Origin of the sequence: Roseibium porphyridii, assembly GCF_026191725.2 — a bacterium.
Classification (GTDB): Bacteria; Pseudomonadota; Alphaproteobacteria; order Rhizobiales; family Stappiaceae; genus Roseibium; species Roseibium porphyridii.
Window position 1 is genome coordinate 3255805 of the sequence record NZ_CP120863.1, and the last position, 14597, is coordinate 3270401.

16 protein-coding genes, 1 pseudogene and 1 riboswitch are annotated in these 14597 nt (G+C 54.0%); of the genes and pseudogenes, 15 read left to right on the forward strand and 2 right to left on the reverse strand.

All coding sequences use genetic code 11. From position 1 onward, the window contains the following. Positions 1-189: 189 nt before the first annotated feature. From K1718_RS15175 to K1718_RS15240, 14 genes are all read left to right on the forward strand, one after another. Positions 190-1056 (forward strand): FAD binding domain-containing protein, encoded by an 867-nt coding sequence (locus K1718_RS15175; RefSeq protein WP_265681773.1) that lies wholly within the window; start codon positions 190-192, stop codon positions 1054-1056. 21 nt (positions 1057-1077) lie between these two features. Beyond that, the gene (locus K1718_RS15180) at positions 1078-1587 is read left to right on the forward strand and encodes a (2Fe-2S)-binding protein (protein WP_418068038.1); all 510 of its coding nucleotides are present in this window, start codon (positions 1078-1080) and stop codon (positions 1585-1587) included. After that, complete coding sequence (locus tag K1718_RS15185; protein ID WP_152501723.1) at positions 1584-4004, forward strand: aerobic carbon-monoxide dehydrogenase large subunit; 2421 nt, start codon at positions 1584-1586, stop codon at positions 4002-4004. The genes K1718_RS15180 and K1718_RS15185 overlap by 4 nt, the downstream gene beginning before the upstream one ends. A gap of 155 nt (positions 4005-4159) precedes the next feature. After that, entirely contained in the window at positions 4160-5041 is an 882-nt protein-coding gene (locus K1718_RS15190) for an AAA family ATPase (RefSeq protein ID WP_152501724.1), read from the forward strand. A 3-nt stretch (positions 5042-5044) separates the two neighbouring features. After that, on the forward strand, positions 5045-6244 hold the full coding sequence (locus K1718_RS15195) for a vWA domain-containing protein (RefSeq protein WP_265681772.1): 1200 nt from the start codon (positions 5045-5047) through the stop codon (positions 6242-6244). Between the two features lie 18 nt (positions 6245-6262). After that, complete coding sequence (locus K1718_RS15200) at positions 6263-7135, forward strand: XdhC family protein (protein ID WP_209006576.1); 873 nt, start codon at positions 6263-6265, stop codon at positions 7133-7135. 23 nt (positions 7136-7158) lie between these two features. Beyond that, positions 7159-7767: a CoxG family protein gene (locus K1718_RS15205; protein WP_152501727.1), complete on the forward strand. Its 609-nt coding sequence runs from the start codon at positions 7159-7161 to the stop codon at positions 7765-7767. A gap of 34 nt (positions 7768-7801) precedes the next feature. After that, the gene (locus K1718_RS15210) at positions 7802-7987 is read left to right on the forward strand and encodes a hypothetical protein (RefSeq protein ID WP_152501728.1); all 186 of its coding nucleotides are present in this window, start codon (positions 7802-7804) and stop codon (positions 7985-7987) included. Positions 7988-8318: 331 nt separating this feature from the next. After that, a riboswitch (guanidine-I (ykkC/yxkD leader) is annotated at positions 8319-8436 on the forward strand. A 111-nt stretch (positions 8437-8547) separates the two neighbouring features. Next, positions 8548-9615, forward strand: coding sequence for a putative urea ABC transporter substrate-binding protein (locus tag K1718_RS15215; protein WP_265681769.1), 1068 nt, complete (start codon positions 8548-8550; stop codon positions 9613-9615). Positions 9616-9686: 71 nt separating this feature from the next. After that, entirely contained in the window at positions 9687-10508 is an 822-nt protein-coding gene (locus K1718_RS15220) for an ABC transporter permease (protein ID WP_265681768.1), read from the forward strand. Beyond that, positions 10505-11350 carry an ABC transporter ATP-binding protein gene (locus K1718_RS15225; protein WP_265681766.1) on the forward strand — a complete coding sequence of 282 codons (846 nt, stop codon included), beginning with the start codon at positions 10505-10507 and terminating at the stop codon, positions 11348-11350. Before K1718_RS15220 ends, K1718_RS15225 begins: the two co-directional genes overlap by 4 nt. After that, the gene (locus K1718_RS15230; RefSeq protein WP_173006018.1) at positions 11347-12585 is read left to right on the forward strand and encodes an agmatinase family protein; all 1239 of its coding nucleotides are present in this window, start codon (positions 11347-11349) and stop codon (positions 12583-12585) included. The genes K1718_RS15225 and K1718_RS15230 overlap by 4 nt, the downstream gene beginning before the upstream one ends. Before the next feature lie 4 nt (positions 12586-12589). Then, entirely contained in the window at positions 12590-13060 is a 471-nt protein-coding gene (locus tag K1718_RS15235) for a hypothetical protein (protein WP_265681764.1), read from the forward strand. After that, positions 13057-13266, forward strand: coding sequence for a hypothetical protein (locus K1718_RS15240; protein ID WP_265681763.1), 210 nt, complete (start codon positions 13057-13059; stop codon positions 13264-13266). The genes K1718_RS15235 and K1718_RS15240 overlap by 4 nt, the downstream gene beginning before the upstream one ends. A 75-nt stretch (positions 13267-13341) precedes the next feature. Here K1718_RS15240 and K1718_RS15245 read toward each other — a convergent pair whose 3' ends face one another. Next, entirely contained in the window at positions 13342-14202 is an 861-nt protein-coding gene (locus K1718_RS15245) for an EAL domain-containing protein (protein WP_265681762.1), read from the reverse strand. Positions 14203-14244: 42 nt separating this feature from the next. Next, positions 14245-14457 (reverse strand): annotated as a pseudogene (locus tag K1718_RS27550) (hypothetical protein); the annotation flags it as partial. Here K1718_RS27550 and K1718_RS15250 point away from each other — a divergent pair. Further along, positions 14359-14595 carry a hypothetical protein gene (locus K1718_RS15250; RefSeq protein WP_265681760.1) on the forward strand — a complete coding sequence of 79 codons (237 nt, stop codon included), beginning with the start codon at positions 14359-14361 and terminating at the stop codon, positions 14593-14595. The pseudogene K1718_RS27550 and the gene K1718_RS15250 sit on opposite strands and share 99 nt — an antisense overlap. Positions 14596-14597 lie beyond the last annotated feature (2 nt).

Genomic DNA, 14597 nt, shown 5'->3' on the forward strand with positions numbered 1-14597 from the left:
GCATAAGCCGGTGCTGTTAATGCATGTTGCCTTGAGTGTGCAGCGCACCTTTTCCCAACCTTCAAGCATGTGACAATCTGCCACCACTCCTGGAGGCGATGCACGATCTGGCCGGACCAAGCGCTTCGCGACGTGTTGAGGTGTCCGGCTTCGGTTCTCTGTCAGAACCGATTGAGGGAGGAAACGGACGTGATACCTGGTGAATTCACCTATCACCGGCCATCATCAGTGGCCGAAGCAGTTGCTATCCTGGTTAGCCATGGAGATGAAGCAAGACCGTTGTCGGGAGGGCACAGCCTTATTCCCATGATGAAGCTACGGATGGCCGCTCCTGAGCATCTTGTCGATCTGGGCGGGATTGCCGACCTGAAAGGCGTGGCTGAAGACGGCGACACAATCGTTATCGGGGCCATGACCACACAGAACGAGCTGATTGCTTCGGATTTGCTCGCCGCGAAACTGCCGATCATTCGCGAGACGTCTGAACTGATTGCCGATCCGCAGATCAGGTATCTTGGCACGCTTGGTGGCAATGTCGCCAACGGGGATCCTGGCAACGACATGCCGGCTCTGATGCAATGCCTCAATGCCGATTACGTTCTGACAGGTCCTGATGGCGACAGACATGTTTCGGCCCGGGATTTTTATGAGGCCGCTTATTTCACCGCTCTTGCACCTGAAGAGATCCTGACTGCCATCCGTATTCCGGTGCCACCGGCCGGTCATGGCTACGCCTATGAGAAACTCAAGCGGAAAGTCGGAGACTATGCGACCGCTGCCGCGGCGGTTGTTCTCACAATGTCAGGCGGGACGGTGAGCACTTGCTCTGTTGCGCTCACCAATGTTGCCGATACACCGCTTTTTGCGAAAGAGGCCGGCGAAATTCTGACCGGTTCATCGCTTGACGCTGACACGATCAAGCGGGCGGTCGCTGCCGCAGAAGCCATTACAGAACCGGCCTCAGATGGCCGTGGACCTGCTGAATATCGGACAAAAATGGCCGGTGTCATGCTGGAACGTGCGCTTGCACGCGCAGCAGACCGGACTCAGGGCTGATCAGGATTTTGGGAGAGACTAATGAGTGAGATTGAACAGGTCCCGGTCAGCCTGACCGTAAACGGCAAGAAGGTGCAGCGCTTTGTAGAGCCACGCACACTTCTGATCCATTTTCTGCGTGAAGAACTAAACCTGACCGGGCCGCATATTGGCTGTGAAACATCTCATTGCGGAGCATGCACTGTCGAGATGAACGGCATGTCGGTGAAGACCTGTACCGTTTTTGCCGTCCAGGCAAATGGCGCAGAGCTAACCACGATCGAAGGCATGGCCAACCCGGATGGAACGCTGTCTGCGCTCCAGGAAGGGTTCCGACAGATGCACGGTCTTCAGTGTGGTTTTTGCACTCCAGGTATGATCATGCGTGCCCACACGCTGCTGAAGGAAAATCCCAACCCGACGGAAGACGAAATCCGCATGGGAATTTCAGGCAACCTGTGCCGTTGCACCGGATACCAGAACATCGTCAAGGCCATCCAGTACGCCGCGGCCAAGCTGAACGGCACTGATATTCAGGAGGCTGCAGAATGAACGACATGACCCCGACACGGGAACAGCGTGAAGCGGCCCTGGAAGGCATGGGCTGCAAGCGCAAACGCGTTGAAGACATCCGGTTCACACAAGGCAAAGGCCAGTATGTGGACGATCTGAAACTGCCCGGCATGGTGTTTGGCGACTTTGTTCGCTCTCCCTATGCCCATGCAAAGGTCACCAAGATCGACGCATCCGAGGCTCTGAAACTGCCCGGCGTCATTGCCGTTCTGACGGCCGAAGATCTCAAAGGCGTGAACCTCGCCTGGATGCCGACGCTTGCAGGTGACGTTCAGATGGTGCTAGCGGACGGCAAGGTTCTTTATCAGAACCAGGAAGTTGCCTTTGTGGTGGCCGAAAACCGTTACATTGCGGATGACGCCATTCAGCTGGTTGAAGTGGAATACGAAGAACTTCCTGTTCTGACAGATCCGTTCAAGTCACTGGACGAAGACGCGCCGGTTCTGAGACCGGATCTCGACGGCAAGATGGAAGGCGCACACGGCCCCCGCAAACATCACAACCATATCTTTACGTGGGAAGTCGGCGACAAGGACGAAACATCACGTGCCTTCTCGGAGGCTGATGTCACGGTGAAGGAAATGATTTCCTATCACCGCACTCACCCTTCGCCGCTCGAAACCTGTCAGTGCGTTGCCTCCATGGACAAAGTGAAGGGCGAACTGACGGTTTGGGGGACGTTCCAGGCACCGCACGTCATTCGAACGGTCGCGTCCTTACTGTCCACCATTCCTGAGCACAAGATCCACGTAATTGCACCGGACATTGGCGGTGGTTTTGGTAACAAGGTTGGCGCTTATCCTGGCTACATCTGCTCAATTGTTGCCTCCATCGTGACCGGCGTACCGGTCAAATGGGTTGAAGACCGGATGGAGAACCTCTCCACGACGTCCTTTGCCCGTGACTATCATATGACCACGGAAATCGCAGCGAAAAACGACGGCACGGTAACCGGTCTGAAAGTACATGTTCTTGCCGATCACGGTGGGTTCGATGCGTGTGCCGATCCGTCCAAATGGCCAGCAGGCTTCTTCAACATCGTCACAGGTTCCTATGACTTCCCAACAGCCCATCTTGAAGTTGATGGAGTCTATACCAACAAGGCACCTGGAGGTGTCGCATACCGATGCTCGTTCCGTGTGACGGAAGCTGCTTATTGTATTGAACGGGGCATGGATATTCTGGCCCAGAAGCTTGGCATGGATCCCGCAGACCTGCGGATCAAGAACTTTGTCAAACCCGAACAGTTTCCTTATCAGTCAGCACTCGGCTGGGAGTATGACAGCGGCGATTATCACACCGCCATGCACAAGGCGATGGATACAATCGGCTATCGGGAGCTGCGCGCAGAACAAAAGGCCAAACAAGAGGCGTTCAATCGCGGCGAGACCCGCGAAATCATGGGGATTGGCGTTTCCTTCTTCACTGAGATTGTCGGCGCTGGCCCCTCCAAGAACTGCGATATTCTCGGAGTGGCCATGTTCGACAGCGCAGAAATCCGTGTCCATCCGACCGGCTCTGTGATTTCAAGGATGGGAACCAAGTCTCAGGGTCAAGGGCATGAGACAACTTGGGCCCAGATCATCGCGACTGAAATCGGTATTCCGGCCGATGATATCATGGTCGAAGAAGGCGACACGGACACTGCGCCTTATGGCCTTGGTACCTACGGTTCCCGCTCGACACCTGTGGCCGGTGCAGCAATTGCACTTGCGGCACGAAAAATTCGCAACAAGGCTCAGATGATCGCGGCCCATATGTTGGAGGTGTCCGAGTATGATCTGGAGTGGGACGTCGACGGTTTTCAGGTAAAGGGCAACCCGCAAGCGCGTAAGTCCATGAAGGAAATCGCCTGGGCGGCCTATCATGCTCCCCCTCAAGGCATTGAACCTGGTCTTGAAGCGGTCAGCTACTATGATCCGCCCAATATGACCTACCCATTCGGTGCCTATTTCTGCGTCATGGATATCGACGTTGATACAGGTGTCGCCAAGACCCGGCGCTTCTACGCGCTCGATGATTGCGGCACGCGTATCAATCCAATGATCATCGAGGGACAGGTTCATGGTGGTTTGACGGAAGCTTTCGCGATCGCAATGGGTCAGGAGATCCGCTACGACGAAACAGGCAACGTGATGGGGGCGTCCTTCATGGACTTCTTCATTCCAACGGCTGTTGAAACGCCTCACTGGGAAACCGACCATACGGTAACGCCCAGCCCGCATCATCCAATCGGTGCAAAAGGCGTGGGTGAGAGCCCCAATGTCGGCGGCGTACCGGCGTTCTCGAACGCCGTGAATGATGCCTTCCAGTTCCTTGGGAGCACTCATATCCAGATGCCGCACGATGCATGGCGAATTTGGCAGGCTGCCAAGGATCTCGGCGCTCACGGTTGAGACAGTTCAAACCATGGGCCGCTCTCCAAGATTGCGGCCCATGGGGCACCTGGTGGAAGCTGCCAGGAGAACCTCAGTTTAATTTCGCTGCCGGGAAAGGTTCCCGGTGGTGAAGGCTGCTCCTCATCTTTTCAACTCGAACGAAATGCAACCGGATGAGCAAGACCAAAGACCAAATTGCAGAGGCATTGGCGAAAACGGGATATGTCGCCGATGAGGGACTGGCGACCGCTCTTGTTCTGACCGAAATGCTGAACCGACCCTTGCTCCTTGAAGGCGAAGCTGGTGTCGGCAAAACGGAGGTCGCCAAGGCACTGGCACGTCTTGAGGAAACAAATCTCATCCGTCTGCAGTGTTACGAAGGTCTTGACCGGTCCGATGCCATTTACGAATGGAACTACCAGCGACAACTCCTCGCGATCAAGGCAAGGGAGGGATCGGGCGACGACGCCAATAGCGTTGAAGAAGCAGTCTTTTCTGAAAAGTACCTTTTGGAGCGCCCTCTCCTGTCAGCGATAAGGCAAGCTGAAGCGCCTGTTCTGTTGATTGACGAAATTGACCGGGCTGACGAGGAATTCGAAGCATTCCTTCTCGAAATTCTTTCGGACTATCAGGTCTCGATACCTGAACTTGGCACAGTTGAGGCCGTCACAATCCCGCGTGTTGTGCTGACCTCAAATGGAACGCGCGAACTGTCCGATGCTTTACGACGCAGATGTCTTTATCACTATGTCGACTATCCGACACCCGACCGTGAAGCGCGTATTCTGCTCTCAAGGGTTAGTGGCCTCGATGCAAGTTTGGCGCTTCAGATTGCAGAACTTATGGGCAAACTGCGCAAGGAGGATCTGGTCAAGGTTCCCGGGGTCGCGGAAACGATTGACTGGGCTGCCGCGTTGTTGGGGCTGGGGGCAAAAGATCTTCACGAAAACAGAGAACTGGTTTTCGACACTTTGACCTGTGTCTTGAAAACCCGCGAAGACAAATCCCGGGTGACAGTCGAGGTTACCGACAGGCTGCTTGGCAAGGTGGCTTGAGTAATGAGCGCTCTTCATTTTGAAACCCGTGAAGACCTAGGAGCCGTGCTGCGTGCCCGGCTTGCAGGCTTTGTTCGATCATTGCGCGACAGCGGTTTCAAGGTAGGAATGGCAGAGACAAGCGATGCTTTGCGTCTTCTTCAGACGCCGCTTGTACACCGACAGGACAGGCTGAAGGCATCGTTTAGAACACTTTTTTGCGGACGTCTGGCTGACTGGAAAAAGTTCGACGAACTGTTTGAAGCCTATTGGGTCGGCAAAGGCGTGAAGTCCGGTGTGAAAGTCAGCGGAACCAGCCCGCGCAAAGGTATGAAAACCATCCGTGAGTTGGTTGATGCGCAGGGCAATCGGCAGGACACGATCGCTGGAAATGTCGAACGTCAACCAGGCGAAGAAGATGAAGAAACCGGTGAAACACCTTCCGGTCGCCGGGAGGGCGCAAGCATCGCCGAAAATCTCGGACAGATCGATTTCAGGAAGATGGAAGATCCCGAGGCGTTGAAACAGGCACATGAGCTTGCTGAAAAACTGGCGCGCTCCATGCGGGTGCGGCTGACGCGCAGAGACCGTCAGAAACGAAAGGCGCGCCGCTTGGACTTGCGCCGAACCATCCGTCATTCCATCGCCCATGGCGGAACGCCGCTCGAACTAATCCGCAAAGGACCGCGTCAGCAACAGCTCAGGCTTGTGGTCCTATTGGACGCGTCCGGTTCCATGAACAACTACACAGGCGTTTTTACGCGTTTTGTGCACGGCATTCTGGACAACTTTCGCGAAGCTGAAGCGTTCCTGTTTCACACCCGTCTCGTCCATGTCTCTTCTGCGCTTTCAGAACGGGACGCCGGTCGGGCACTTGATCGCTTGGGGCTGATGGCGCAAGGCGTGGGTGGTGGCACCAAAATCGGCGAAGCTCTGGCTGATTTCAATCGCTGGCACGCAGCGCGCGTAATTCATTCGCGTACCTGCGTAATGATTTTGTCTGATGGATACGACACTGGCGCGCCCGATGTATTGGGAGAAGAAATGGCGCGTCTCAGGCGCCGTTGTCGCCGGATTGTATGGCTTAATCCACTGATTGGTTGGGAAGGTTACGAGCCCTCGGCGGGTGGCATGCAGGCAGCACTGCCGCATGTCGACCTCTTTGCACCTGCACACAATCTTGAAAGTCTTGCTGCGCTTGAACCTTACCTGGCCAGGCTTTAATCCATGGGAGATGCACCGATGAAGCATACAGGCACCATTTCAGGTTCAAGAGCCGCGGCCGAATTGACGGGTGATCTGGTGGATCTGATCCACCAGATGCAAACCAGCAACGAACCTTTCGTGCTGGCAACCGTTGTTCGCACCATTTCAGTCACGGCTGCAAAGGCAGGTGCCAAAGCGGTCATTTCCAGCGAGGGGGAGATTGTCGGCGGATGGATCGGTGGTGGCTGTGCAAAATCGGCTGTAATCAAAGCCGCAAGAACTGCTTTTGCTGACGGTGAGGCCAGGCTGATATCGATTCAACCAGCCGATCTCTTGTCTGAACTGGGTGTTGAACCCGGCGAAGAACGTGAAGGTGTTCAATTTGCCAAAAACATGTGCCCCAGCCAGGGCACTATGGATATTTTTATAGAGCCGGTTTTGCCTCGCCCACAACTTGCCATCTTCGGAGCCAGCCCAGTTGCTCTGGCACTCGCAATTCAAGGGCCCACAATCGGATTTGATGTCACCATTTGCGGGCCGCTAGAAGATTTTGAAGGCTTTCCAGGTGAAATGCGCAGGAATGACGGTTTCAACGTCAATACTTCCAACAGCGCAGACACCTATATCGTTGTCTCCACACAGGGCCGAGGCGATCTTGCCGCCCTGGATGCTGCCATCAAGACGAATGCTCGGCATGTGGGTTTTGTTGGAAGCCGCCGGAAAATCGATACCCTGAAATCAAAACTCAAAGACCAGGGCATCAACTCCGATGCTCTGGAGCGCATCAAGGGGCCGGCAGGCCTGGACCTTGGCGCCATCACTCCTGAAGAGATCGCCCTTTCGATCCTTGCCGAACTGCTAATGGTCCGCCGCAAAAACCAGCGACTGTCCAGAATACAACACGTTTAAGACCCGGAATTGGAGATGAATCCATGCAAATGACAGATAGCCAGCGGATTGAAGCGCCGCGTGAGAAGGTCTGGGAAGCGCTCAACGACGCGGATGTTCTCAAGGCTTCGATCCCAGGCTGTGAAGAGCTGATCAAGCACTCTGACACGGAACTGGAAGCAAAGGTCAAGCTCAAGGTTGGGCCAGTCAAGGCTACGTTTGGCGGAAAGGTCACCCTGAACGATCTCGATCCGCCAAACGGCTACAAGATCGACGGAGAAGGATCTGGAGGAGTTGCGGGTTTTGCGCGCGGTGGCGCGACTGTTCGATTGGAAGAAGATGGGCCGAATGCAACAATTCTGCACTACGATGTCGATGCGAAAGTGGGTGGCAAGCTCGCTCAGCTCGGTGCCCGTCTGATCGACTCAACGGCAAAGAGACTTGCCGGAGAATTCTTTGCATCCTTTGCACAGCAAGTAGCTCCAAGTCCCGAAACAGAGACCGTTTCTTCAAGCGAGCAAGATCAAGCCAATGGAGACGCTTCGCAAGACGCATCTTCCGGTGAAGAAAAGAAGGGTTGGCTTGGGGGTTTGTTTGGCGGCAAAAAGAAACAGCAGGCCGATGAAGACAAGCTCGCAGATGTGGCCGAATGAGCCTAGGATAAGACAGTAAGCGGGAGGAAATGAGATGACCAATGCCGAACTTCGCGAGGAAACCGGTCTTCAGGAGTTGTCCCGAGACCCCTCCCTTTTGATGGCACTTGGGACGGGATCGCTGCTGACAGCCTTTCTGCTGGTGGCTCACTCTTGCTGTATTGGCTTGGTCGATCAGCATCTTGCGCCACTTCTGCAGATTTGTTCCTTTGCAGGTTGATTGAGGACTGACCTCGAAAACAGCTGGCGAGCGCCTTTCGCATTTAGCGGCGCTCGTTCGGCAGCCTCGGATTTGAGATGTGGTTTCCAGCCAATGTAAATACTAGTGCCCTTCTCCAAGTCTCCAGGTGATCAAACCGGCTTTGGTTGCAAACCAGGTCGTGAGAATGTGACTGCGAACTGTTCAGGCCTGCCGTTTTTTTAGTCAATTTCCGCATTCCATTAGACCTCAGCGTTTAGCGTTTTGAGCGGATCATTTTATAAGTTATTGAAAAATATTAGAAATGATCTCTGATTTAGAGGCTGGCACCAACCTTGCAATTCTTTGCTTAGTGCAGCGCGCCTAGGGATCCGGTCTGACAAGACGCAGGACCGAGAGGTGCAAGCTGGATGAATTGGCTCTTCAGCCGACATAATCCGGTGACACGGCGGGACAAAAGCCCGGGAGACAACTGCACGAGGTTTCGCGCGCGCGAACCTGCTCCCGGACGTGCGCAAACCTCAATGATGGTCGCCCGATTGGACTTCCCTGTCGGGGGAAAATTAAGGAGACGCGCACAGATGTTGAAATCCTTCGCTAGAGCTTCACTCCTAGCAGCCGCACTATCGCTGCCTCTTTCTTTTTCTGCGCACGCGGAAGAGAAAACCGACTTTAAAGTCTGCTGGTCCATCTATGTCGGTTGGATGCCCTGGGGATACCTTCAAGACAGTGGCATCATGAAAAAATGGGCGGACAAATACGACATCAGTGTCGAGATTGTTCAGATCAATGATTACGTGGAATCGATCAATCAGTACACAGCCGGAGAATATGACGGCTGCTCCATGACCAACATGGATGCCTTGTCTATTCCTGCTGGTGGCGGTGTTGATACGACAGCCCTGATTGTTGGTGACTATTCCAACGGGAATGATGGGATCATCCTGAAGGACAAGACTGACCTTGCCGAGATCAAAGGACAGACGGTCAATCTGGTCGAGCTGTCTGTTTCTCACTACCTACTTGCACGTGCTCTTGACTCTGTCGGTCTTAGTGAGAGGGACCTGACGGTCGTTAACACGTCAGACGCGGATATGATTGCAGCCTATGCAACGCCTGAAGTGACGTCCGTGGTCACGTGGAATCCACTTCTGTCTGAAATCGAAGCGCAACCGAATGCCACAAAGGTTTTCGACAGCTCCGGTATTCCAGGTGAGATCATTGATGTGATGATGGTGAACACCGAAACGCTTGCGGACAATCCCAACTTCGGCAAGGCTCTTGTCGGTGCCTGGTATGAGCTCATGGGGATCATGTCGACCGACAGCGACGAAGGTGTTGCGGCACGCACTGCCATGGCAGAAGCCTCAGGGACGGATCTAGCCGGATATGATGCTCAGCTTGCCACCACCAAGATGTTCTATACGCCAACTGACGCAGTCGAGTTCACGAAATCAGCGGAGCTCCCGAGCACGATGAAATTCGTCGCTGAGTTTCTGTTCGACAAAGGCATTCTTGGTGAAGGCGCGCCAAGTCCTGAATTCGTCGGCGTCGCCTTTGCCGATGGTTCTGTCTATGGCGACCAGAACAATGTGAAACTCCGGTTTGATCCAAGTTTCATGGCCATGGCTGCTGAAGGCGCTCTCTAAGCTCCCGGTTTCGCATTTTTGGACCGGTGCGTTTGTGCCGGTCCTTTTTCCAGGATCACGAGGGGCGTTTCATGCGCATTATCAACCGGCGGCCTTCTCGGCTCCCTGCCCTTGCCCTTGGGCTTGTGCCCTTCATCGCGACTTTACTCGTCTATGCTGTCGCGAGCCACTATCGCAGGCTTGAAAATCCTGCAGACAAATTGCTGCCGTCACTGGACAGCATGGGTCAGGCGTTCTGGCGTATGGCAGCTGTACCTGACAGACGTTCTGGTGACCTGCTCTTGTGGGTGGATACGTTTGACAGCCTGTGGCGATTGGGCAGTGGCATGGCAGTCTCAACACTGCTGGCGCTCGTTCTTGGAATATCAATCGGGTTCATACCGCACATTCGAAGCGCTCTGGCTCCCTATATCGCAACATTTTCGCTTATTCCGCCGATTACGATCCTGCCCATACTCTTTATCACCTTCGGGCTTGGAGAGGTTTCGAAGATCGCGCTGATCGTTATCGGTACGGCACCGATCATGGTGCGCTCGACCGCGCAGGCCGTTCTCGACATTCCAAGGGAAATGATCATAAAGGCTGAAACGCTTGGGGCATCCGTCTGGCAGATGGTGACACGGTTGGTTTTGCCTCAGGTCTTGCCAAAACTCATCACGGCATTGCGATTGGGGCTGGTGCCTGCCTGGATTTTTCTGATTTCGGCTGAGGCGATCGCGTCGACCACTGGGCTCGGATACCGGATTTTTCTCGTCCGAAGATATCTGGCGATGGATGTGATCCTCCCTTATGTGGTGTGGATCACTCTGTTGGCATTTTTGCTCGACCGCTTGCTTCTTTTGCTTTCTCGACGCGCTTTTCGCTGGAACCATCTCGGGAGCGAAGCGCTATGAGCACGGTCACCACGCCCAAGCTGTCGGTACAGGGACTTACCAAATCATATGACGGGACACCTGTGCTGGAACGGGTCGACCTTCTGGTCGAAGACGGATCTTTCTGCACGATCGTTGGCGCATCAGGCTGCGGTAAATCTACGTTCTTGCGCATGCTGTTGTCGCAGGAGCTGCCGACACGCGGCCAAATTCTCCTTGATGGTGAACCCCTCCCCGATGAACCAACGCCGGACAGGGGTATCGTATTCCAAAAGTATTCGGTGTTTTCCCATCTTACCGTTGCGGAGAACCTTATCCTAGCCGCGGAATTCGCGGCTGCTCCGTTGTCAGGTCGGCTTTTCGGAAAATCCCGTCGTCAAGCGATGGGTGACATAGATGAAATTCTGGACCGAATTGGCCTGAAAGCAGCGGCAGACCGCTACCCCGTGCAGTTGTCGGGAGGGATGCAGCAACGGTTGGCAATAGCGCAGGCGCTGATCAAGAAGCCCAACATCTTGTTGCTTGATGAACCCTTCGGCGCCCTGGATCCAGGCATTCGCGTCGACATGCACGAGTTGCTTTTGGGTCTTTGGAAAGACCTTGGCATGACCATCTTCATGGTCACGCACGACATCCATGAAGCCTTCAAACTTGGCACTCGTCTGCTGGTATTCGACAAGGTTCGCCACGACCCGCAGGCCCCGGACGCCTATGGGGCAACCATCACTTACGACCTGCCTTTGTCATCGCCGAATTCTTCGCCGGAAAAACTGCCGGAAGATATCGCAGGTGCGATCCGTCGACCGGAAAAACAACCATTTCCCAATGCCCAACTACCCAAAATACACGAGGAACGCTCATGAGCCTGTTTGATCGATCTGTCCCGGCAACACTGCAAAGAGCAGCTGGTCTGGTCCGGCGAGACCCCACGACAAGGCAACACCATCCGGACTTCGACAAGCTTCAGTTGCGTGGTTGGAAGGCCGCGGAAAAAGAAGGCGCTTTGCCAAGCGCAGCCTGGGAGAAAGAAAAGGCGTGGGCTCTCAGAATGGGGTTGACTGGATCTGACAGCCTTACCGACAAATCCATTCCAACCTTTGCACGTGGTGAATTGCCCCACTATGCGGGCATCAATACGTTCCTCAAAGCGCCCTATATCGAAGACGTCACGAAAGTTGGCGCGTATGATGCTGCCGTCATTGGTATTCCGTTTGATGGTGGGACGACTTATCGCCCGGGCACCCGTTTCGGGCCTCAAGGTGTGCGCCGGATTTCGGCACTCTACACGCCCTACAACTATGAAATGGGTGTTGACCTCCGCGAACAGATGACGCTTTGCGATGTCGGCGACATTTTCACCATACCTGCAAATATCGAAAAAACGTTCGACCAGATAACGCGGGCCGTTTCACATGTGGCGTCTTCTGGCGCTTTGCCAATCATGATCGGCGGTGATCATTCCATCGGTTTCCCGTGTGTTCGCGGCATTGCGCAATGTACCTCCAAACGTATCGGTATCGTTCATTTCGATCGACATATAGATATTCAGGAAAAAGACCTCGACGAGCGCATGCACACAACGCCGTGGTTCCATGCGACGGATCTGGTGAATGTTCCGGCGGTCAATCTCGTTCAGATCGGCATTGGTGGCTGGCAGGTGCCGCGCGAAGGGGTGGAGGTTGCCCGCGAGCGCAATACCAACATTTTCACGATGCGTGACGTTGAAGAACTTGGTCTGGCCGAAACAGCGGCACGTGCCCTGGAGTTGGCCTGGAAAGATGCCGATGCCGTTTACATCTCCTTCGACATCGACAGTGTCGACTGCGGTTTCGTGCCTGGTACGGGTTGGCCTGAACCGGGCGGCTTCCTGCCCCGTGAAGCGCTTGAACTTGTGTCTCTAGTCGCCAAAGAAGGTATCTGCGGCCTAGAAGTCGTCGAAGTGTCACCGCCTTACGACTGTTCAGATATCACCGCACTGCTCGCAACACGCGTGATCGTCGATGTTCTCGGAACATTGGTTTCACATGGCAAAATGGGCTCTCACCGGTCGATCATAGACAAACCCGTGTCCATCCCCGCTGGCCCGGAAGTGGAGTAACCGCATGAGTTCAGATCACGCCCATTCTCATCATCATGACCACGACCATGCGCATGCCCACATGCATGGACACAATCTTGGCGGTCACGATCATCTTCATTCGCATGTTCACGGTATTTCCGACGCGGACAAAGTCGATGAAATGCAGGCGCTTAGCTCAAGTTTCATTGACGGGTTCCGCTCTGCGGAAGACAAGACAAGCTACCTTCGTCTTGCAGGCATTTCGTTTCACAGACCGGGTGCTGACGGACTGGTGCAGCACCTCGTTGACGCGAAAATTGAAAGCAACTGGCAGATCGGGACGGCCTCACCTGCCTTCGCATCCCGTGAGTTGGCCTATATGCCTTTTCCCGGTTCCATGGTGCAGGCAAGAGAGACGATGACTTTCACGTATGTATCGCTAACCGAGCGCTCGGATGTCGACCTAATCGAAGTTTTGACTGACCGCCTTAAGCAAGGAGATATTGCTGAATGAAGCACCTACTGACTGCACTAATTTACAGCCTGCTCGCGTCTTCCGCGTTTGCGCATCCCGGTTCGCACAACGATGTCCATGGAATGAGCGGTTTTGTCCGCCACTTCCTGGACTCACCCTTCCATATTGCATTGCTTGCCGGTGCCGTTCTTTCGGTGTTTGCCGTCGTGCTATACTTGTTCTTCGCTCGCAAACCTCAGGTTTGAAAAATATGCCGCCGACACTTCGTTTAGGTGACCGGCGGCATTAATCATTGTCAAAAATGAGATTGGAAGTAGCAGTTAAACGCTCGCGAGTTCTTCCGCTCGAGCACGTGAAAAAAACAGTGTGATCAGTTGATCGATATCCATTGGGCCGCTGAACAGGTAGCCTTGGCCATGATCACAACCCAGTTCGACAAGTGCGTCGAGGCGTTCTACTGTTTCGACCCCCTCTATTACCGTGTTGCTCTTCATATTGGCGATCAAGCTTAGGGCAGCAAGAAGTGTTTCAGCATGTCTTTCATTGTTGAATGCACGATCCACATAGCGCGCGTCGATCTTGATTTCATCCCACTCGAATTCAGTCAAATGGCGTAATGCGGCGAATTTTGAACCAAAGTCGTCCAACGAAACGGCGATACCACATTCTTGGATTTCGGAAAGTGACCGCCAAACACTGTCCAGTTTTGTAGGCAGTTGCGTCTCGGAAAATTCGATCTTCAAACGGTGTGCCTCAATGCCTGCATCTGTGAGGCACTCAAGCATCATTTCGGGCAGACCTTCGTTCAGGATCTGAGACAATGTGAGGTTTACGGACAACGTCAAATCAGCAGGCAATCTTTGCAGTTGCATGCAAGATTTTTCAAGAATAATGCGACCCAGCCTGATGATATCTCCAGTGCTTTCAGCCGCTGAAATGAATTCTGAAGGGCTGATCCAACCCAGTTCATTGTGTTGCCACCTTGCAAGTGCTTCGACGCCAATGATCTTGCCAGTCTTTAGATTGAACTGAGGTTGGAAATGAGGAATGAAATCGTGGTTTTCGAAGGCGTTTGATAAAGACGAATGGATCTTTTCCCGACGCTGGTATTTCGCCTGCATCGCAGGTGTGAATAGGGAAACTCGGGACTGTTTTTTCACAAAAGCATTTTCAAGCGCCAATTCCGCATTCTTGAGTATGAGTTCAGGCCTCCAATCGACGGGGTCGGCAATTGCCACTCCAATCGCAAGATTTGTTCTGAAAGATCCTGAACCGGTCAAGAGCGGTTGGCGAAAAAGATCTGATATTTGCTTTGCGATCTCCATCGCAGCTTGCTCTTGGTTTTCGGCAAGAGCGACGCCGAGCACGAAGTCGTTTCCCTTCAAGCGCGCAACAAGGGTTTCAAGATCAGCCCCAAGAGCATAGTGGTGAAGCAGCTCTGTAGCGGTGGCCAGGATGGAGTCTTCCACCTGTCTCTTCGCAACCAGAATTTCTGTGTTCGCGGCTTCAAACCTCAACCTGAAGACAGCAAGGGTCTCGACCGCATTCGACCGACACTCGGCCATCTTAACTAGTC